The organism is Candidatus Sororendozoicomonas aggregata (genome assembly GCF_031528575.1).
GTDB lineage: Bacteria > Pseudomonadota > Gammaproteobacteria > Pseudomonadales > Endozoicomonadaceae > Endonucleibacter > Endonucleibacter aggregata.
Genome location: NZ_JAVLSP010000041.1, coordinates 11,972 through 29,661, shown reverse-complemented (window position 1 = coordinate 29,661; position 17,690 = coordinate 11,972). Strand labels below are relative to the sequence as shown.

20 protein-coding genes are annotated in these 17,690 nt (G+C 48.7%); 9 read left to right on the top strand and 11 right to left on the bottom strand.

Going from position 1 to position 17,690, the window contains the following annotated elements; genetic code table 11:
• Positions 1-95: 95 nt before the first annotated feature.
• Genes V4C51_RS09545 through V4C51_RS09535 form a run of 3 tightly spaced genes read right to left on the bottom strand, consistent with a single transcriptional unit; the run spans position 96 to position 857 of the window.
• Positions 96-302: a SlyX family protein gene (locus tag V4C51_RS09545; protein WP_330925926.1), complete on the bottom strand. Its 207-nt coding sequence runs from the start codon at positions 300-302 to the stop codon at positions 96-98.
• A complete protein-coding gene (locus V4C51_RS09540; RefSeq protein ID WP_330925925.1) occupies positions 283-432 on the bottom strand; it encodes a hypothetical protein in 150 nt (49 codons plus the stop codon). The genes V4C51_RS09545 and V4C51_RS09540 overlap by 20 nt, the downstream gene beginning before the upstream one ends.
• 35 nt (positions 433-467) lie before the next feature.
• Positions 468-857: an HIT domain-containing protein gene (locus V4C51_RS09535; RefSeq protein ID WP_330925928.1), complete on the bottom strand. Its 390-nt coding sequence runs from the start codon at positions 855-857 to the stop codon at positions 468-470.
• A gap of 133 nt (positions 858-990) precedes the next feature.
• Between V4C51_RS09535 and V4C51_RS09530 the strand changes: the two genes are divergently transcribed.
• Both V4C51_RS09530 and V4C51_RS09525 read left to right on the top strand, forming a co-directional pair.
• Positions 991-2,709 (top strand): proline--tRNA ligase, encoded by a 1,719-nt coding sequence (locus V4C51_RS09530; RefSeq protein WP_330925924.1) that lies wholly within the window; start codon positions 991-993, stop codon positions 2,707-2,709.
• On the top strand, positions 2,669-3,229 hold the full coding sequence (locus tag V4C51_RS09525; protein ID WP_330925923.1) for a lytic transglycosylase domain-containing protein: 561 nt from the start codon (positions 2,669-2,671) through the stop codon (positions 3,227-3,229). The genes V4C51_RS09530 and V4C51_RS09525 overlap by 41 nt, the downstream gene beginning before the upstream one ends.
• 7 nt (positions 3,230-3,236) lie before the next feature.
• Here V4C51_RS09525 and yccX read toward each other — a convergent pair whose 3' ends face one another.
• Both yccX and V4C51_RS09515 read right to left on the bottom strand, forming a co-directional pair.
• Positions 3,237-3,509, bottom strand: coding sequence for an acylphosphatase (yccX, locus tag V4C51_RS09520; protein WP_330925922.1), 273 nt, complete (start codon positions 3,507-3,509; stop codon positions 3,237-3,239).
• The gene (locus tag V4C51_RS09515) at positions 3,499-3,972 is read right to left on the bottom strand and encodes a TlpA family protein disulfide reductase (RefSeq protein ID WP_330925921.1); all 474 of its coding nucleotides are present in this window, start codon (positions 3,970-3,972) and stop codon (positions 3,499-3,501) included. Before V4C51_RS09515 ends, yccX begins: the two co-directional genes overlap by 11 nt.
• A gap of 618 nt (positions 3,973-4,590) precedes the next feature.
• Here V4C51_RS09515 and V4C51_RS09510 point away from each other — a divergent pair.
• From V4C51_RS09510 to V4C51_RS09495, 4 genes are all read left to right on the top strand, one after another.
• On the top strand, positions 4,591-4,944 hold the full coding sequence (locus V4C51_RS09510; RefSeq protein WP_330925920.1) for a c-type cytochrome: 354 nt from the start codon (positions 4,591-4,593) through the stop codon (positions 4,942-4,944).
• A gap of 186 nt (positions 4,945-5,130) precedes the next feature.
• Complete coding sequence (locus tag V4C51_RS09505; RefSeq protein ID WP_330925919.1) at positions 5,131-6,351, top strand: molybdopterin-dependent oxidoreductase; 1,221 nt, start codon at positions 5,131-5,133, stop codon at positions 6,349-6,351.
• Complete coding sequence (locus V4C51_RS09500; RefSeq protein ID WP_330925918.1) at positions 6,351-6,749, top strand: hypothetical protein; 399 nt, start codon at positions 6,351-6,353, stop codon at positions 6,747-6,749. Before V4C51_RS09505 ends, V4C51_RS09500 begins: the two co-directional genes overlap by 1 nt.
• Positions 6,746-7,156, top strand: coding sequence for a c-type cytochrome (locus V4C51_RS09495; protein ID WP_330925917.1), 411 nt, complete (start codon positions 6,746-6,748; stop codon positions 7,154-7,156). The genes V4C51_RS09500 and V4C51_RS09495 overlap by 4 nt, the downstream gene beginning before the upstream one ends.
• A 68-nt stretch (positions 7,157-7,224) precedes the next feature.
• Here V4C51_RS09495 and V4C51_RS09490 read toward each other — a convergent pair whose 3' ends face one another.
• Positions 7,225-8,010 carry a TatD family hydrolase gene (locus V4C51_RS09490; RefSeq protein WP_330925916.1) on the bottom strand — a complete coding sequence of 262 codons (786 nt, stop codon included), beginning with the start codon at positions 8,008-8,010 and terminating at the stop codon, positions 7,225-7,227.
• Between the two features lie 444 nt (positions 8,011-8,454).
• Here V4C51_RS09490 and V4C51_RS09485 point away from each other — a divergent pair, with 444 nt between their 5' ends.
• Entirely contained in the window at positions 8,455-8,895 is a 441-nt protein-coding gene (locus tag V4C51_RS09485; protein ID WP_330925915.1) for a copper chaperone PCu(A)C, read from the top strand.
• A gap of 221 nt (positions 8,896-9,116) precedes the next feature.
• Here the strand turns inward: V4C51_RS09485 and V4C51_RS09480 are convergent, their stop codons facing one another.
• The 4 genes from V4C51_RS09480 to V4C51_RS09465 form a co-directional block, all read right to left on the bottom strand.
• Positions 9,117-9,542: a protein YgfX gene (locus V4C51_RS09480; protein ID WP_330925914.1), complete on the bottom strand. Its 426-nt coding sequence runs from the start codon at positions 9,540-9,542 to the stop codon at positions 9,117-9,119.
• Positions 9,532-9,795: an FAD assembly factor SdhE gene (locus tag V4C51_RS09475; RefSeq protein WP_330925913.1), complete on the bottom strand. Its 264-nt coding sequence runs from the start codon at positions 9,793-9,795 to the stop codon at positions 9,532-9,534. The genes V4C51_RS09480 and V4C51_RS09475 overlap by 11 nt, the downstream gene beginning before the upstream one ends.
• Before the next feature lie 398 nt (positions 9,796-10,193).
• On the bottom strand, positions 10,194-13,022 hold the full coding sequence (locus V4C51_RS09470) for an insulinase family protein (RefSeq protein WP_330925912.1): 2,829 nt from the start codon (positions 13,020-13,022) through the stop codon (positions 10,194-10,196).
• A gap of 211 nt (positions 13,023-13,233) precedes the next feature.
• Positions 13,234-13,623, bottom strand: coding sequence for a PPC domain-containing DNA-binding protein (locus V4C51_RS09465; protein WP_330925927.1), 390 nt, complete (start codon positions 13,621-13,623; stop codon positions 13,234-13,236).
• Positions 13,624-14,046: 423 nt separating this feature from the next.
• On the opposite strand from V4C51_RS09465, the gene mgtE reads away from it, so the two are divergent.
• Positions 14,047-15,405: a magnesium transporter gene (gene mgtE, locus V4C51_RS09460; protein WP_330925911.1), complete on the top strand. Its 1,359-nt coding sequence runs from the start codon at positions 14,047-14,049 to the stop codon at positions 15,403-15,405.
• 61 nt (positions 15,406-15,466) lie between these two features.
• Here the strand turns inward: mgtE and pmbA are convergent, their stop codons facing one another.
• The gene (gene pmbA, locus V4C51_RS09455; RefSeq protein ID WP_330925910.1) at positions 15,467-16,822 is read right to left on the bottom strand and encodes a metalloprotease PmbA; all 1,356 of its coding nucleotides are present in this window, start codon (positions 16,820-16,822) and stop codon (positions 15,467-15,469) included.
• Between the two features lie 258 nt (positions 16,823-17,080).
• Here pmbA and yjgA point away from each other — a divergent pair, with 258 nt between their 5' ends.
• Positions 17,081-17,620: a ribosome biogenesis factor YjgA gene (gene yjgA / locus V4C51_RS09450; RefSeq protein ID WP_330925909.1), complete on the top strand. Its 540-nt coding sequence runs from the start codon at positions 17,081-17,083 to the stop codon at positions 17,618-17,620.
• Positions 17,621-17,690 lie beyond the last annotated feature (70 nt).

Below are 17,690 nucleotides of genomic sequence, written 5' to 3'. Positions count from 1 at the left end.
GTGAGGAGAATAGCGGGACTATTTGACGAACAAAAGCGACTTTTTAGACCCATTTATCGTAGCCGCAGTAGGAGCATGACTTTTAAGACTGCTTCTTAGTAGTGAGGGGGGATTTCACTGGTCACGCCGCGTTCTGTTTTTGTGGCCTCCATTAAAGCCTGATACGCTTCTTTAAGCGCTTTCACCTCAGCCAGCAACTGAACCATCTCTTTTTGCTGACGTGTCACAACATTATTAAGCTGATCGATGGTCTGCTCCTGAAAGCTCAGTTGTGTCTGCAAATCAATCAATGCCTGATTCATTCAATGTTTCTTCTCTACAGTCAATAAGGATGTCGCTTCGCTCCACATGCTTTAGGTGGCGAGTGAACGCCACCTCAGCAACACAACCTTCGAGGCAAAGCTTCCCAATGCCTGCGGTTGTTTCCACCACCAGGCTAAGGCTCTGGTGGGGGTTTTGACCCTGCGCTATTTGATAAAACCATCAAAACAATCACCCAGTGCCTTGCCTACACGAGTAACCAGTGACGCAATCTGATCAGTGGGGTAAGGCTTTGCTGGAAAGCGCCCCCAGACGGGACCAGGCCAGGCTGGATCAGCACTGAAGCGAACCACATGATGAATATGAAGCTGCCTGACAATATTGCCCAGTGCGGCGACATTGAGTTTGTCGCCATTAAACAGCTGCTGAAGCACTTTCGACAATATTGATGACTCTGTCATCACTTGCCGCATTTGTTCAGACGTCAGTTCATACAGTTCTTCCAGCCCGGCAATACGAGGCACCAGAATAAACCAGGGGTAACTCGCATCATCCATCAGCAACAACCGGCACAGAGGAAAATTACCCACGGTGATACAGTCGTTGTCCAGTCGTTTATCCAGGGAAAATAACCCGATTTGTTTAGCTCCACACCATCAGCCATTGGATTATAACGTGGTCAGCCCTTAAAATGTGGCATTATTTTGATAAATCGCAGGGTTGCTTTTCATGCGTACCAGTGAGTATTTAATTCCCACCCTCAAGGAAACCCCTTCCGACGCGGTGGTCATCAGTCATCAGCTTATGCTTCGCGCGGGCATGATTCGTAAGCTGGCCTCTGGTCTCTACACCTGGCTGCCTCTGGGCCTTAAAGTGTTAAAAAAGGTTGAGCGGATCATTCGTGAAGAAATGAACCGCTCCGGTGCCCTGGAAACGCTGATGCCAACGGTTCAACCTGCTGAGCTGTGGCAGGAAAGTGGCCGCTGGGATGATTACGGTCCTGAGCTTTTGCGAATCAAAGACCGCCACCAACGTGACTTTGTCATGGGCCCCACCCATGAAGAAGTCATTACTGATCTGATGCGTAATGAGTTAAGTAGCTACAAGCAGTTGCCTATCCACCTGTATCAGATTCAAACCAAATTCCGTGATGAGATTCGCCCACGTTTTGGTTTGATGCGTGGCCGGGAATTTCTTATGAAAGATGGCTACTCCTTCCATAGTGATGAAGACTGTCTACGGGCAGAATTTCAGAATATGCATGCGACCTATTGCCGCATTTTTGAGCGATTGGGGCTTAATTACCGTGCTGTTGAAGCTGACAGCGGCGCTATTGGCGGCGCAGGCTCCAGGGAGTTTCATGTGCTCGCTGACTCAGGCGAAGACGCTATTGTGTTCAGTGACAGCAGTGATTACGCGGCCAATATTGAAAAGGCAGAAGCACTGCCACCGACGCAAGAGCGCCATGCGCCAACACAAACCATGACACTGGTTGATACCCCGAAAGTCAAAACCATCGATCAACTGGTAGAACAACACGCCGTGCCCATTGAAAAAACCGTCAAGACACTGATTGTTGCGGCAGACGAAAGGGCTGGAGCGCCTTTTGTTGCCCTGCTTATCAGAGGTGATCACGAACTCAACACCATCAAGGCCGAAAACCTGCCCGGCATTGCTGTTCCCCTGCGCTTTGCCTCTGAAGAAGAAATTCGTAACACCATGGGCGCTGGTGCCGGTTCCCTTGGACCTGTGAACGCGGCCATTCCTGTCATTGTTGATCGCTCTGTTGCTGTGATGAGTGACTTTGGGGCCGGTGCCAATATTGATGGCAAGCATTACTTTGGTATCAACTGGAGCCGGGACTGTGACTTTCAGCAGGTGGAGGACTTACGTAACATTGTTGAAGGTGATCCAAGCCCCTGTGGTAACGGGAAACTGTTTATCAAGCGTGGTATCGAGGTGGGGCATATCTTCCAATTGGGGACTAAATACAGCAAAGCCCTGGGAGCCACAGTACTCAATGAGCACGGCAAAACAACAATACTGTCCATGGGCTGTTACGGTATTGGTGTTTCCCGGACGGTGGCGGCGGCCATCGAACAAAACCATGATGAAAATGGGATTATCTGGCCGGAGGCTATAGCGCCTTTCCAGGTAGCCATTGTGCCATTGAAAATGGAAAAATCAGAAGCTGTCCGCGAAGCGGCCGACAACCTCTACAACACCCTGACGGATGCTGGCTTTGATGTACTGATGGATGACCGTAAGGCCAGCCCGGGGGTGAAGTTCAAGGATATGGAGCTGATCGGCATCCCCCATCGCATTGTATTGAGCGAGCGGGGACTGACCAGTGGCGTAGTAGAATACAAACACCGCAATACGGCTGACAAGGAAGAGATCGCTCTGAATGCCATTGTTCAACTTATTCAGGAAAGGGCAGTATATTAATTACCTGGGGGTAGCGATTCTGCTGCTATCCCTTTCTATTCTTTCTACCCCTGCATCGAGCCAGATCGGTACGTTTCAGCCACAATATCAGCCAGAGTTTGCGTCAGATACCTGGTTCACTGACATGTCTGCCCGTATGGCACGTTTTATAAAAAGCCCCGAAAAACGCCGGGAGATACTCAAGCGGGTTCGCCAGGAAGCTGAGCGCGTCCGGCTAAAGCCGGGGTTAATTTTGGCCATTATCCATACCGAATCTTCTTTTAATCGCTTTGCTGTATCGTCTGCCGGGGCTCAGGGGCTTATGCAGGTGATGCCATTTTGGAAACAGGAGATCGGGCAACCTGACGATAACCTTATCCGAATAGGAACCAATCTACGCTACGGCTGTACGATACTTCGTCATTACCTGTCCATTGAAAAAGGCAACCTGACCCGGGCTTTAGCGCGATACAACGGCAGTCTTGGAAAACGCCATTACCCTGAAAAAGTGTACACAAACTGGGAAACTTACTGGCAATAAAAGGGGGTTAGCCCACCAAAAAGCCATCAGGCGGCGCCAGGCTCTCATCAACCACCGAAACTTTCGACACCCTTGCCAATGGCGGCCCCTCATGTAACCAGGCTTCCAGTTGACTTACCCGGTCAGGCTCACCACACATCAGCACTTCAACCCGTCCATCAGGCAGGTTTTTGGCCCAGCCAGTAATACCAAGCTCTAATGCCTGCTTTTGTGTCGATATACGAAAACAAACGCCTTGAACACGGCCTTCGACCCAGGCTTTTTTGCAACTAGTGGCCATTGGATACTCCCTGCTTTTTCAGCTTATTCACCCGATGGATCATACCCTCTTCTGTTTGAGGGCCATAGAGTATATCCATGACCTTACCTTGCGGATTAATCATCAGCGTGGTCGGTAACACTTGCGGTAACGGTAGCTCCAGCACAGTAAGCGGGTTGCCTTCAATGACCGGAAACTGTATGCCCATCATGCGCACCTTATGCTTAAGCCTGTCGCCAGTATCACCATCAAAGTCATAACCCAGGACATTCAGATCCTTATGCTTGGCCAGCGCGTTAAACTCAGGAATCTCTTTACGGCACGGGCCACACCATTGTGCCCAGATATTGAGTATTGTCCAGCGGTCAGCCGCGCTTTTTAAATAGATCGCCTGACCATCCGTTGCGGTGAAATCTGGCTGTTTCTGGCAACCTGCAACCATTGATAAGAGCAGAATAAAAGAAAACCAAATTGACAACCGCATACGTGACTGACTCCGCAATATAGTAACCTATCAGTATTAAATGAAGAGACAGTGTAGCAGGAAAATGCCGGAAATTGTCCATGCTCCCAGGAACCTGTCCGAGAATAGACTACCCTACTGCGGTTGCGATAAATTGGTCTAAAAATTCCTGCTTCTTCGTCAAATAGCCCCACTATTATCCTCAGAAGCAGAAATTTTATCCTCAATTTCTCGTCATCCTCGCTACGGGCGCTATTCTCGGACAGGCTCCTAGAACAAAGGAAAGAGCTGATTCCCGGAATTGGAAACAGCGCTTTGGGAGAAGCCCGCTAAAAGCGCCTTTAGACAAATAGGGAGGAGTCCGTACGCCGTGTGACCGGTTACTTCTATTATGTTCCCAGACCGGATTCACGATGAGTGAAAACAGGGCGTTTACACAAAACTAACTACAGGCTCTGACGCTCACATAGAATAAGTTAAACTTATATATATTATAAATATCATCTTATATGCTAGCATCACATCCAGTGTAGATATCAACAGCTTTTTCCTACATCGAGTGTTTCTTTCCATTTTTCCTGAAAGTGATTCTCAATCTTTTTTTGTATGACGTTTATTGAATTATGAGAGCCTCAACTCATGAAAAAGTGCATTTCCACTTATTTTATATCGATAACAAAATATTTACTTTTGATATTTTCCTGCTCTATTTCCTCTATCAATGCCACTGATCAGTTTCCAGATAAAACTCAGCGTTTAACCAATATGTGCAAAGCCTGTCATGGAGAAGAAGGGGTCAGCAACTTCACGACCATACCCGATTTGCGCTGGCAAAATAAAGAATATCTTACCAATCAACTGACCGCATTCAAATCCCACGATCGTTTTGATATTACCATGTCAAAAGTTGCTGCGTTACTTTCAGAAGAAGACATACAAGCTATCGCTAACTATTTTTATAGAGATGATTCCTCTAACCCGGATATTTCATAAACATGCTCCTGGCCTTGCTTGCTCCTTGCGGCTCTAAGGGAATTTTATGAAATATCCGGGCTAAAAAATAGCAACATACCGAAATAAACAAAACAAATACTGAATTTACAGGGATGTTAATTAAGTATTACATACACAAACAATATCGCCATACATTTGGTTGATAACTATAGATATAGTTTTATCATGAACAGACGAAATTTTTTACAAGGTTTTCTTGCCACATCAGCGATGGCGGCCGCTCCTGTTTCCTGGGTATATGCGGCCAATCGGCCCGGTAATGTTCCTCCCCTGGATATATCCACCCTTCAGTGGAAAAGCGCGGGGGATCTTCCAGATCATTATACTTTATTGAACACAAACCCCCTCAATGCAATGCCCAGTATTGAGAAACTCAATCCTGACATTACCCCTGCTGGCACCTCGTTCATCCGCTGGAATGGCAACATGCCTGATTTTGCCAGCATTGATGTCGACAAATGGCAATTCAAGGTTGACGGCGAGTCAGTTATAACAGCTAAGTCGTATACAATTGATGATCTGAAAACGAAGTTCCAAAATCACTCACTGCATTTAACACTGGAATGCGGTGGTAACAGCCGACGTAACTTCTACCCTAAAGCAAAAGGCAATCAATGGAATGATGGCGCGGTCTATTGCTCGAAATGGACAGGTGTATTAGTCAGTGATGTTCTTAATGACTGTGGCGTTAAAGATGACGCTGTTTATACAGGCCATCACAGTTTTGACAAACATCTCAGCGGCAAAGGTGAAGCTATTTCTCGTGGTGTACCTATCGATGCCGCTTTAAACGACAATGCGCTTATTGCCTGGGCCATGAATGACCAACCTATTCCTTACTTGCAGGGCTACCCATTACGTATTGTCTTTGGTGGTCGTCCGGCATCAATTTCCTCCAAGTGCGCTACAGGCATCAGTATACGTAACAAAGTGCACGATGGGCACAAAATGGAATCACCTTCTTATCGGGTTCCTACCTACCCTGTAGCTCCGGGTGAAATGGTTGACCCGAAAGACTTTGAAATTATTGAACATATGATCGTTAAGTCCCTGATTACTTCCCCGGCATCAGGAACTGAAGTAAAACTAGGCGAACCATTAACAATCAACGGTCATGCCTGGGCCGGTTTGCGTGATGTGGTCAAACTCGATATCAGTTATGATTACGGCGTTCGCTGGCATAGCACCACATTAAAAAAACCGGTTAACCCTCGAGCCTGGCAGCAGTGGGAAACGACACTGACACTGCCTGAAAAAGGCTATTACGAAATCTGGGCAAAAGCCACTGACAGCGAGGGCGACTCTCAGCCTGTTGTGCAGCCTCAGTGGAACCCTAAAGGCTATATGTTTAATGGTTGCCATCGTATTGCGGTGAGGGTCGTATAATGAAGCGCCTTTTATACTTAGTGGCGCTCAGTGGACTACTCAGCGGGCTACCAGCTCAGGCTAACGATACCAATGTCAAGCAATACCCTGTTGATAAACAATCGGGGCTGATTATGGCACCAGGCTGGGAGCTGGTTAATTATCAGTGTAACGCCTGCCATTCCAGCCTGATCATTCCCCAAAACGGGGGGGATGAGGCTTTCTGGCGTGAAACGATTCAGTGGATGATCGACACCCAGGGGCTTTGGGACTTATCTGAGACCTGGGATCCTGTGCTCCAATACCTGAGCACCAACTACCCGGCATCCAGCGATATTCCTATGGACATTTTTCGACGCCTCCCCCTTGAGAGCGACGCATTACCGGAAAAACCAGCAACACCGGGAGAAAAAGGATGATTAGTGTCCAGCGTATACTATTTTCTTCACTGTTACTGGCAGGTTCAGCCCTCACTCAGGCAAACACCGATACTGATATTAACGGAACGGCACTAAAGGATTATCAGCATATACTCAACACTTACAAGCCACGCCTTGAAAAAGGCGAAAGACTGGTAAAACAACAGTGCGACGCTTGCCACGGGGCTAATGCATCGTCCCATATCGGTAAATATCCCAAGTTAAGTGGTCAGCACTATGAGTACATGGTAAAACAACTGTTTGCCTTTAAAACGAATCAGCGTAAAAACCCGTACATGCAGAAGCAACTGAAAACCTTGTCAATGAAGGAGCTTGCCAATGCCGCTTACTATTACAGCATCCAAAAGCCAGTCACTCCGGGTACTCACGAAAACAAAGTTAAGTAGACATACTTCAACAGTCATACTTTAGAAATCTTTCATTCTAATACGCTATTGAGCTGGCGTTCAGTTTGTCAGCGCAATAGCGTAAAAAGCTGCTGAGCGTTACATGTCGTTTGCTCAGTTATTCTTTCCGGGGTTTCCCCCCTGAGCCGCGCAATCGTTCGCGCGATAACAGGTAACTGGAGCGGCGTATTAGGTTTCCCCTGAAAGCCTGATAATGGCATGTCCGGGGCATCAGTTTCCAACACCAGACTCTCCAAAGGGAGGACTGTTGCAAGGTGCCGGGTTCTTCGTGCCCGCTCGTAGGTAACCCCCCCACCAAACCCCAGTTTAAATCCCTGTTCGATATATTGATAAGCCTGTTGCTCGCTCCCTGAAAATGCGTGAACAATACCACCTTGCAATAACGGCGCTGCTTTGAAGTGCTTGAGTATCAAGTCATGGGTTTTTCTTGCATGGATAATAACAGGGTACTGGTAAGCCCTGGCCAACTGGAGTTGCGCATCAAAAAACTCAAGCTGCTTATCCCTTGCAAATTTGTCGGTGGAAAAGGCAAAGTCCAGTCCAATTTCACCAATAGCAACCATGGACGTGTCACGGTTATTGAGTTGTTTTTCCAGGGCATCCAAGTGGTTTTTTTCGTGGCGCTGAATAAAACAGGGGTGAAGACCCAGACCGTACACCAATAAAACGGGTGCGGGCGAATGCGCCAGCGCGATGACCCGGTGAGTATCGTTAAAATGTACAGACGGTATACAGAGAGTACGTATGCCTTTTAGCGCACACTGTTGTAAAATGCTATCCCGATCGTGGTCGAATACACTAAAATCAAGATGGCAATGGGTATCGAAGAACACAAGTTACTCCCAGCGTTTTCGTTTACCGTGCATTTTTACACAATACAGCGATACACGTACATTGTCAGAATGAATCAACTCAATCCTTTTTTTTGCATCGTCACTTTCCCGGACTTGCTGACTGTGTTTTTTAACCAGCGCAGGTTGACAGCGTCTGAAAAAAAGACAACACTCCCAGTTACCAAGATGTAGCTCTGATATTACCAGTCATCGAATTGCCCTGAAGACCATAACCGCCCTGGAACCACTGCAATTGAACGAAACATACCAGAATTGACAGTCTTGGCTTGAACAGTATCCATATAAACATAGCCTGACAGGCAAGACTGGTCATTGAAACAACAAAGGCTGGTCACTGGAACAACAAATTACCGTTAATTTTAAGCAGCAGCCTTCAAGTCACAAGCTGCGATAATAAAAAGAGCAATAAGGATCACTATAACAATGAAAGCGCATTTAATCGGGGGTGCTGGTTTAATGGCGGGACTGCTGTTATCCGGCTGCCAAAAGTCAGAACAAGGTGAAGTGACGTACACCGACCCTTATGTAAAAGAAACCATTGCCAACAATACGTCGACAGCAGGCTATATCACGCTGGTCAATAACAAAACATCGGATATTCAGCTGATAGCCGTCTCTGTGGCCCCAGATGTAGCAGCAAAAGCTGAGCTGCACGGTCATAAGATGGAAGGCGATATCATGAAAATGCATGAGGTCGCTTCCCTCGATTTACCATCAGGCACGCCAGTCAAACTGGAGCCTGGTGGCTACCATGTCATGCTGATGGGGTTAAAACAGCCATTGATACCCGCATCAGAAGTCAACGTCACTTTTCAGTTCTCCGATGGAGAAAGTCTGAACGTTGCCATGCCAGTAAAAAAATAAAACAGCCGGCAATGATACCGGCGTTTGTCAGTGCAAAGGGATATCGAAAGCATAAGTCCGACAGGCTCCTGGACAGCTAGCCAAGGGAACCCCTATGGTGTGGTTTGAGAGCATCGAACTGACGTTAGTTAATCGGGTACCCGTGAGTCATGAGAGCCTTCAGCTAAATGGAGAGCCTTCAGCTGAATGACACGCCCAAACTGCGCCGCTGATCCGAGCGTTCAGTTTTTTTTCGTGTCGCCCAGTGTCAGCCTCAAAAAAATTCGGAGCTGTCTCCAGGCCTTATTACATAAGCTATCCCGAAAAAGAATGACAGAATATTTTTTTGTTTTTTCTTCAAAATTGACTGTTAAGGGGATGACTAAGAAATACTGTGACAGAAACACCCTTTTTGTTCTTGTTGCAAAGAACCAACGCCCATCAATACTGATTGCCCATACACCAGCATTGATACGTATCCCATTGACCTTTTTTTCAACCCCTGACTGACAGAGGTGAAAACCCGCAAGAGCCAGTAAAATAGCGCTCAAACAAAACAACCAAAAGGAAATATCTGAAACCCACAGCGCTCCTACCGCAGCACTGTATACACCGATACACAACATGCGGTACAGGCGGGATGGTTTTACTGCGGCCTCAAACCGCATCAACCTTACCACTACTGGCAAGCACAGTATCCACCATGGCCGAAAGTCCGGGGTTCTCAGGCCGCTCGCTGGTCATAAACCAGCGAAACAGGTCTGGGTCTTCACAGGCCAGCAGGCGCGTATAGACTTTTTGGGCTTCTTCAGGCAGCGCCTTGAAACAGTTATTGGTAAAAGGCAGCAACAACACATCCAACTCCAACATACCGCGACGACTGTGCCACTGGAGGCGTCTAAACGCGTCTTCAGATGTCATAACAGGCTCTCCACTATAGAATCACCGGGGATTATAGCGCTGTTCCCTAAAGATGCGCAGACATAAGAGAGAAACACTAGCGCAAACAAGCGTTAATATACATACAACCATCACTTTGGTCACTCCCGCGAAGGCGGGAGTCCATTTTCTGGTAGATTCCCGCCTTCACGGGAATGACGACTGTATGGGTATTAGCGCTTAACAGCACTAGCGCTTATAGCCCTACAACAACATCACCTGCCATGACATTTTAAAACCGTGCTGCTACTGCCCCTGGAATCAATGAACCTAAAAAGCTGACTTTTCTCGTTAAATAGCGGGCTATTGCTTGTGAACATGGCGTTGTTATCCGCCGTTTCTCTTGGTTCTTACTTTATCCAAACGTGTAAAACTACTTCTCAGCCCCTTGGCAGGTCATCAAAGCACGCCACATCCCGGCACACATTCACGTCGTCTGCCGCATTTGCCTTTGCTTGCTGATGCCCCCCACCAAACGAGCGCACAATCAATCGCCCCCGACCCTTTACCAGCGTTGCCAATGCACGCCGCATATCGGCCACAGTCGTATTATTGACCGCCTTGGCAATCTGTTCACGGTTATCAAAAGGCTCCTGACTATCAATAGACTGCCAGAAACGTGCCCCCCTTTCGTCAAGGTTAGAATCCCGCTTCAGCAAAGCGCCCACCAGCCCCTCCCGGTAACCCGCCAACTCGGCGTCAGTCAGCTGTTCAAAGCGCTTGACCCGCTCTTTCAAAAACGTATCCACATGCCGCTCAATTTCCACAGAGTCTGCCCTTGGCGATTGAACAACAAACACAATTCCGGGATGTTTCTCTACTGGCCTGGCACTGGCATGGACCACATACCCCAGTTGTTGCTCAGTTCTCAGGGAATTGAAAAACGGCGTTGCCAGTAATCTGCCCAGCAGCGCATAATGGGCACGCGTGACACTATCCGTTTCAGGCCGCTGGAAATACGCCACAAACACGGAGTCATTATGACGAATATCCAGCTCCAGGGTACGCTGCTGATCTGCCAGCAAATGATAGGGTTCATCATAACGCTGGCTTCGGTTAGCAGGTGTTAGCAGTGCCTGCTCAACCTGGCCTGCCAGTTTTTTTACTGCTGTTTCACTGTGATTTCCATGCACCAGCATCTCAACATTGATGTGCTGGTAAAAATCATGGGCAAACCGCTTTAAGTCCTCAAAAGTCACCGACTCAGCTGCGTTGAGCAACACCGCGTCACTGGGATAATTGGGGTAAATCACCTGATTCACCGCATCCATAGCCAGGCGATAGGGGGGTTGAAAGGCCTTATTTTTCAGCCCCCGCACCAACTGTGCCTTTTCCTGTTCAAAGGCTGCTTTCTCAGGGTTGAAGCCTGTTATCCCCTTTAATAACTGCTCAAGCAATACAGACTGCTTATCCTGATAGCCGGACAAACTCAGCATCAACCCTTCACGCCCGGCAGAGATACCATAATACAAACCCGCTTCCCTGGCAGGGTAGCCGTACTCATTCAGACTTCGGGAAAGCAGTGCGCGATATACCTGTAAATTGGCAATATCCGATGGTTTGGCCGATGCCTCAGAGGTCGAAATCTTCACCCTCACCGTAGCTCTGGGAATAGTAAAGCTGCTGTCTGTCAGGCTCCACACATTAATACCCGGCTTATTGATGATATGCGCGGGCGTCAGTGACCGGTCACTGGTCCGAAGCTTGAAGTCACGGGCAATGAACGTGTTAGGCTCCGGGATGCTCAGCCCGGTATGAAACTGAGGTTGGTCAAGACGGTTGACCAGTGTTTTGCTTAAAGGCCGAACACTATAGTGCGTTTGAAAATAAGGCTCAACCTTATCGGTGCTGACACCCGGCGCAATCACCACCTGCCTTAAATTGGCAGGCGTGAACTGATCCAGAAACTGACGAATCAGTGCCGGGTCAAACTCACTGTAGAGGTAATTGGCATTGAGGATATGGGCAGCAGGCAGAAAGCCCATTCTTGCCGCCAGGGCCGATACTGTCTGCTGTGGACTCCGTTCTTCCTGATAGCGGAAGCCCAAATCAGCAATGGCCTTGTTTTCTGCGTACAACCGCTCTTGAATGCCTTCTTTACGAATCAGGTTCAGATAATCAAACACCGTCGTTGTAATGGTATCAACATGCTCAAGCCCCTCAGGCGTCAGCTCCATGCGAACAATAAACTCCGCATATTCATTCGGCACATCGTTACTGTAAGCACCCAGGGAATTAATGTACCCCCTGGCCTTTAATAAACTGTGCAGACTGCCTTTTCCTTCATAGCCTATTAGTCGTGCCAGATAGCCCAGGGGCTTTTTCTGGTAATAGGGTTGTGTGCTTTTCAGGGGAAAGTTCAGCGACAGTACACGTGTTTCCTTCAGAGGTTTAAGGTTGATGCGCACCCCGAGTTCATTGCTGGTATAAGGCCTAATACCAATATGAGTATCTGCTGAAGGATGCGCGGGCACGCCCTTAAAAGCGTCTTTTACCCATTGTTCCAGTGTTTCGGTACTTTCCCGGCCGTATAGAACCACACGAATATTATCAGCAGCATAGTACTTGTCGTAAAACGTTTTTAAATCTTGCCACAACGACTTATGATCATCGTTACTCAACGTATCAAGACTACCAATGAAGAAACGGCTTTTTGGGTGCTGAGGGTTAGAAATAGCATTCAATGCCATGGACAGACGCCAGCTGTCCTCACGAGTATGCAGCCTGTACTCCGAATCTACCGCATGGCGCTCACGATCGACATACTTCGGATCCAGTGTCGGGGAGACAAAGAATTGGGCTAAACGATCCAGTGCCGGGCGCAGTTTGTCACTGTTGATGTCAAAAAAATAATTGGTTCGCATATCTGCCGTGTAGGCATTGGCACTGCCACCGTTCGCACGGATATATTGAAAGTAGCCATCAACCTCAGGGTATTTTTTACTCCCCATAAACAGCATATGCTCAAGAAAGTGAGCCAGCCCAAGCCTGTCATCAGGATCATGAAAGCTGCCCACACCCACATCCACCGCTGCCGCGCTCTTGTCTGTTTTTGGGTCTGATATCAGCAATGCCCGCAAGCCGGAAGGCAACGTAACAAACTTATATTCCCGGTTATCAGCTGGACTTTTAATCACACGTGTTGAATTCACCGCAGGCTCCGTGACACCTTTTACAAGCGGTGTTGAACAACCGCTGATTACAACCATAACTAGAAATCCCGTTGCAGCAATGGCAGCCTGCGTTATTTCTTTTTTTATTCGTGTATATTTCCACATCAGACATTTACAACCCAGGACACTTAAAAATAGTACCAGTGGAACATTATGCACACAGCCCCCGGTAAAAATCATCCCAAAACCATCCTCTCTCTGGAAACTGGTACGAATGTTATAATCCGCAACTGTCAGACCTGAAAGACTACAAATCTTCAACAACCAGTTCAGGCCAACCGGTTTTGCTATCTCGCTGCCGCTTGAACCGCTTGTCACTTAATGTACCGATGACCAGTTCCGCTGTGGTATAGACAATACTGCCTGCCTTAAGATGACCGCCTGTCACATGACCCTGGCAATCAGCCACTGAGATATGCAGGTGCAAACCATCGGGACAACAGGTACCAGAGAGGGTGAGAATTTCCAATGGCCCCTCGACAGGTGTTGCTTCGGGTTGGTCCGCAAACCGAATAGAAGCCTGCCTCAAGCTCCCGACACATGACAGCACAAAAGCCGCCTGCCACTGCTTTGCCCTCCCTTGCAGTGCCTTATACAAATCCTCACCCGGTAACAAGCGAAAAGCATCTATTGTCATCACTACTTGAGTCCTCTTCCGTTTTATACCAAACTTTTTTCTAACAGGCAGTCTCAGGTTCTGTTGAGAAAAGGCCCTGACACGCTGTGCGCCGCGAAAATCCTGAGACGCAAATAATCCGCCACGTAACCGACAAAACCGGCTTTTCAGGGCCGTTGCCTGGGGACATTTCTGTTTTCTCCCGGTCATCCTGGCCACTGGCTACTGGCCCTGTTATGCAGACTATGATAGGGGAAGCCTCGCTATTTATCCTGTTATGTTTCGAGAATACAGATTCGTCATGCCTCTGTTTACTGGTTAACAGGCTCCTGGGTTCTGTTGACATCAGAACCTGAAAGAGCCGTCACATATTTACCCATGACCGCCGATAATGTGTTGGTAAGAACTGTTTATTTTTCCGCTACCAGGCTCAGGTAACCTGTCATGGCCCAGCAACTACAACTCAGCATTGGCGAGAAGGCGCTTCAACGGCTGAACGATGCCCTTGAACACGGCGTATCCCTTGAGCTGCGAGTCATGCTGAACAGCTTGCCTCCGGCTGATACTGCCCACCTGCTTGAATCGTCTCCCCCCAAATTGAGAAGCCTGCTCTGGCGTTTGATTGACCGCGAACTCGAAGGTGATGTCCTTCAGGAGCTAGGTGATGAAGTGCGGCAATTCTTTCTCGACCAGATGAATATAGCGGAGCTCCGTGCCATCACCGAAGGGCTCGATGTTGATGATATTGCTGACCTGCTCCAGCAGTTGCCCGACGCTATTACACGAAAAGTACTGGAGTCCATGAATAGCCAGGATCGCCAACGGGTGGAGGCTGTTCTCTCTTACCCTGAGGACTCGGCGGGCGGTTTGATGAACACGGACACGATTACCATCCGCCCCAGTAATACTGTAGATGTCGTCCTGCGCTATTTACGTCGGCATGAAGCAATTCCTGAGATGACAGACAGTCTGCTGGTGGTGAACCGTCAGGATCGATATATTGGACGTTTGCCACTGACTTTATTGCTGACTACGGAGCCTTCCGCAACGATCAAAGAGGTGATGCTGACAGACCTTGAAGCCATTGAAGCCGATACGCCGACAAGACAGGTCGCCCAGCTGTTCGAGCGTCAGGATCTGGTCTCAGCGCCGGTGGTAGGGCCAGACAGACAGCTTCTTGGCCGTATCACCATTGATGATGTGGTGGATGTTATCCGTGAGGAAGCAGAGCACTCCATGATGAGTATGGCCGGCCTCGATGACGATGAGGATACATTTGCGGCGCCCTTTAAAACGGCAAGACGCCGTGCCGTGTGGTTAGGTATTAATCTGGTAACAGCGTTTATTGCCGCGTCAGTCATTGGCTTGTTTCAACAAACCATTGACAAAGTGGTTGCCCTTGCTGTGTTGATGCCCATTGTGGCAGGGATGGGCGGCAATGCCGGTGGGCAGGCGCTCACTTTGGTCATACGGGGGATGGCGCTGGGTCAGATCAGTACGACCAACCTGAGATGGCTGCTCAGCCGGGAGCTGGCTGCCGGCTTTATGAATGGTATTGTCTGGGCAGCACTGGTATCAGCCATTGCCTGGTTCTGGTTCCATGACCCGGTTATTTCACTGGTGATTGGCTGCGCCATGGTGATTAACCTGACTGTTGCCGTATTAACTGGCGCCGCGCTGCCGGTCTTTTTGAAATCCATTAATATTGACCCGGCACTGGCGGGAACGATTATACTGACGACGATTTCTGATGTGGTGGGATTTTTCTCTTTTCTTGGCCTGGCAACGCTATTTTATGGTTGACACTTCCTTGCCAGTCTCTGAATCAATCAGCAAAGCCAGCAAAGAAAGTGCAATCAAAAGATTAGCTTCCAGCCAGCGCCATCTCTTCAACCAGAATTGATCCCGTCAGTATATTGCCCCTGTGATCAACATCATTGCCCACAGCAACAATATTTCGGTACATATCTTTGAGATTCCCGGCAATTGTGACCTCAGAAACGGGGTGAGTAATAACGCCATTTTCTACCCAGAAACCGCCAGCGCCCCTGGAATAGTCCCCTGTAACAATGTTGACACCCTGCCCCATGAGCTCTGTGACAAACAGTCCTGTCCCCATTTGTTTAAGCAAGGCAGACTGGTCTCCCCCATTATCGCTGACAAACAGATTGTTGACGCCACCAGCATTAGCCGTGCTTTCCATACCCAGCTTTCTGGCGGAGTAAGTGCTGAGAATATAACGTTGCAACACGCCGGCTGAAACAAAGTCTTTAGCCCGTGTCGCCAGGCCATCGTTATCGAAGCTGGCAGAGCCCAGTGCCTGCTTGAGTTGAGGTTGCTCGTGGATCCGCAACCAGTCAGGGAAGATCTGTTGTCCGAGGTGATCAAGCAGGAAGGATGACTGACGATACAAACTGCTCCCGCTGATCGCCCCCAGCAAATGTGAGACCAGCCCAGAGGCCACTTCCGCGGCAAAAAGGACAGGTACCCGGCCCGTTTCTACTTGCTGTCCGCCCAATCGGTTGACTGTGCGTTGGGCAGCCTTTCTGCCGACCTCAACGGCGGGCTCCATATCACTGGCATTTCTGGCAACGGTATACCAGTAATCCCGCTGCATTTCTTCGTGCTGTTGGCCGATCAGGACGACACTTAAGCTATGGCGGGTGGAAACAGAGCTGCCGATAAAGCCATGGCTGTTGCCGTAAACGCGACAGCCCTGGTGGGAAGAAACACTGGCACCGTCAGAGTTAATGATTTTATCACTGGCGTCCCGCCCTGCCCTTTCGCAGTCACTGGCCAGGGCAACGGCATCATTGGGTTCAATTCCCCAGGGATGATAAAGATCAAGCTCTGGTAGCTCGGTAGCCATTTGATCGGCATCTGCCAGGCCAGCGCAGGGATCTTCCGACGCATAACGGGCAATGTTACAGGCAGCTTTTACGGTATCAACAATGGCGCCTTTAGAGCTGTCTGAGGTGCTGGCAGAACCTTTACGTATCCCTTGATAAACGGTAATGCCAAACCCCTGATCCAAATTGAACTCAACGGTTTCCACTTCTCCCATTCGCACACTGGCCGAGAGGCCTTCATCCAGACTGGCACCCACCTCACAGGCATCGGCGCCTTGTTTTTTCGCTTCAGCCAGGATGTCACTGACCAAGGTCTTCAGACGGGTTTCTTCCGCCTGAGGGTTAAACGATGTCTTTGATTTTTCACCCATAAAGCCACCCGTTCCTTATTTGACATATTCTTGGAGCCTGTCGGACTTATGCTTTCGAGCATAAAATTCTGGCCGCGCTTTCTCGCGCTTTCTGGATTTTAGGCCGACATTGTCTTAAGTCCGACAGGCTCCCTGGCTATTGTGCCGACACTGGCAACAGATTGCACCTGACAAAGACATATGAACACTCTGGTAAAGGGATTATAATAGGCAACCTCCTTTGTCCTTTTTTTACCCAATTTACGCAATAGGCGCTGCATGTCATCTGACAAGTTACCTCTGGAACACCCTGAAGACGATGAAATCATCTATGTCAGCAAATCGGAAATCAAACGGGATCTTCATGCCCTGAAAGCCATGGGTGCCCGTCTGATGGAAATGAAGCCTTCTCTGCTGGACAAGCTGCCCCTGCGCGAGCGCCTGCGCGATGCCCTGGACGAAAGCAAACGGATTAAAAGTCACAATGCCCGTAAGCGACACCTGGGTTTTATTGGCAAACTCATGCAGGAGCAGGATATTGAACCCATCGAAAAGCTGTTTGCCATACTCGACAGCACCAGTGAAGACTACAACCGACACTTTCATCAACTGGAGCGTTGGCGCGACCGCCTGATCGAAGAGGGGCAAACTGCCCTGACGGATTATCTGACCAAACACCCCAACGCAGATCACCAGCATATTCGCCAATTAGTCAGAAATGCCAAAAAAGACGCGGAACAGAATAAGCCACCAGCCACTTCCCGAAAGCTCTTCAGGTATTTGCGGGAAGTAGACGAAGCATCAATAAATGGTACCTGACAGCCTATCTGACTTAATTTACCTTTATCGCGATAGTTCAGTGTCGCAAGACCTGATAGATCTTTGCGCT

Bases quoted from the DNA above. Each gene is read 5' to 3' on its own strand.
- V4C51_RS09545 (WP_330925926.1), bottom strand. From the start codon at position 302: ATGAATCAGGCATTGATTGATTTGCAGACACAACTGAGCTTTCAGGAG.
- V4C51_RS09530 (WP_330925924.1), top strand. From the start codon at position 991: ATGCGTACCAGTGAGTATTTAATTCCCACCCTCAAGGAAACCCCTTCC.
- V4C51_RS09525 (WP_330925923.1), top strand. From the start codon at position 2,669: ATGCCATTGTTCAACTTATTCAGGAAAGGGCAGTATATTAATTACCTG.
- yccX (WP_330925922.1), bottom strand. From the start codon at position 3,509: ATGGCCACTAGTTGCAAAAAAGCCTGGGTCGAAGGCCGTGTTCAAGGC.
- V4C51_RS09515 (WP_330925921.1), bottom strand. From the start codon at position 3,972: ATGCGGTTGTCAATTTGGTTTTCTTTTATTCTGCTCTTATCAATGGTT.
- V4C51_RS09510 (WP_330925920.1), top strand. From the start codon at position 4,591: ATGAAAAAGTGCATTTCCACTTATTTTATATCGATAACAAAATATTTA.
- V4C51_RS09505 (WP_330925919.1), top strand. From the start codon at position 5,131: ATGAACAGACGAAATTTTTTACAAGGTTTTCTTGCCACATCAGCGATG.
- V4C51_RS09500 (WP_330925918.1), top strand. From the start codon at position 6,351: ATGAAGCGCCTTTTATACTTAGTGGCGCTCAGTGGACTACTCAGCGGG.
- V4C51_RS09495 (WP_330925917.1), top strand. From the start codon at position 6,746: ATGATTAGTGTCCAGCGTATACTATTTTCTTCACTGTTACTGGCAGGT.
- V4C51_RS09485 (WP_330925915.1), top strand. From the start codon at position 8,455: ATGAAAGCGCATTTAATCGGGGGTGCTGGTTTAATGGCGGGACTGCTG.
- V4C51_RS09480 (WP_330925914.1), bottom strand. From the start codon at position 9,542: ATGCGGTTTGAGGCCGCAGTAAAACCATCCCGCCTGTACCGCATGTTG.
- V4C51_RS09475 (WP_330925913.1), bottom strand. From the start codon at position 9,795: ATGACATCTGAAGACGCGTTTAGACGCCTCCAGTGGCACAGTCGTCGC.
- V4C51_RS09470 (WP_330925912.1), bottom strand. From the start codon at position 13,022: ATGGTTGTAATCAGCGGTTGTTCAACACCGCTTGTAAAAGGTGTCACG.
- V4C51_RS09465 (WP_330925927.1), bottom strand. From the start codon at position 13,623: ATGACAATAGATGCTTTTCGCTTGTTACCGGGTGAGGATTTGTATAAG.
- mgtE (WP_330925911.1), top strand. From the start codon at position 14,047: ATGGCCCAGCAACTACAACTCAGCATTGGCGAGAAGGCGCTTCAACGG.
- pmbA (WP_330925910.1), bottom strand. From the start codon at position 16,822: ATGGGTGAAAAATCAAAGACATCGTTTAACCCTCAGGCGGAAGAAACC.
- yjgA (WP_330925909.1), top strand. From the start codon at position 17,081: ATGTCATCTGACAAGTTACCTCTGGAACACCCTGAAGACGATGAAATC.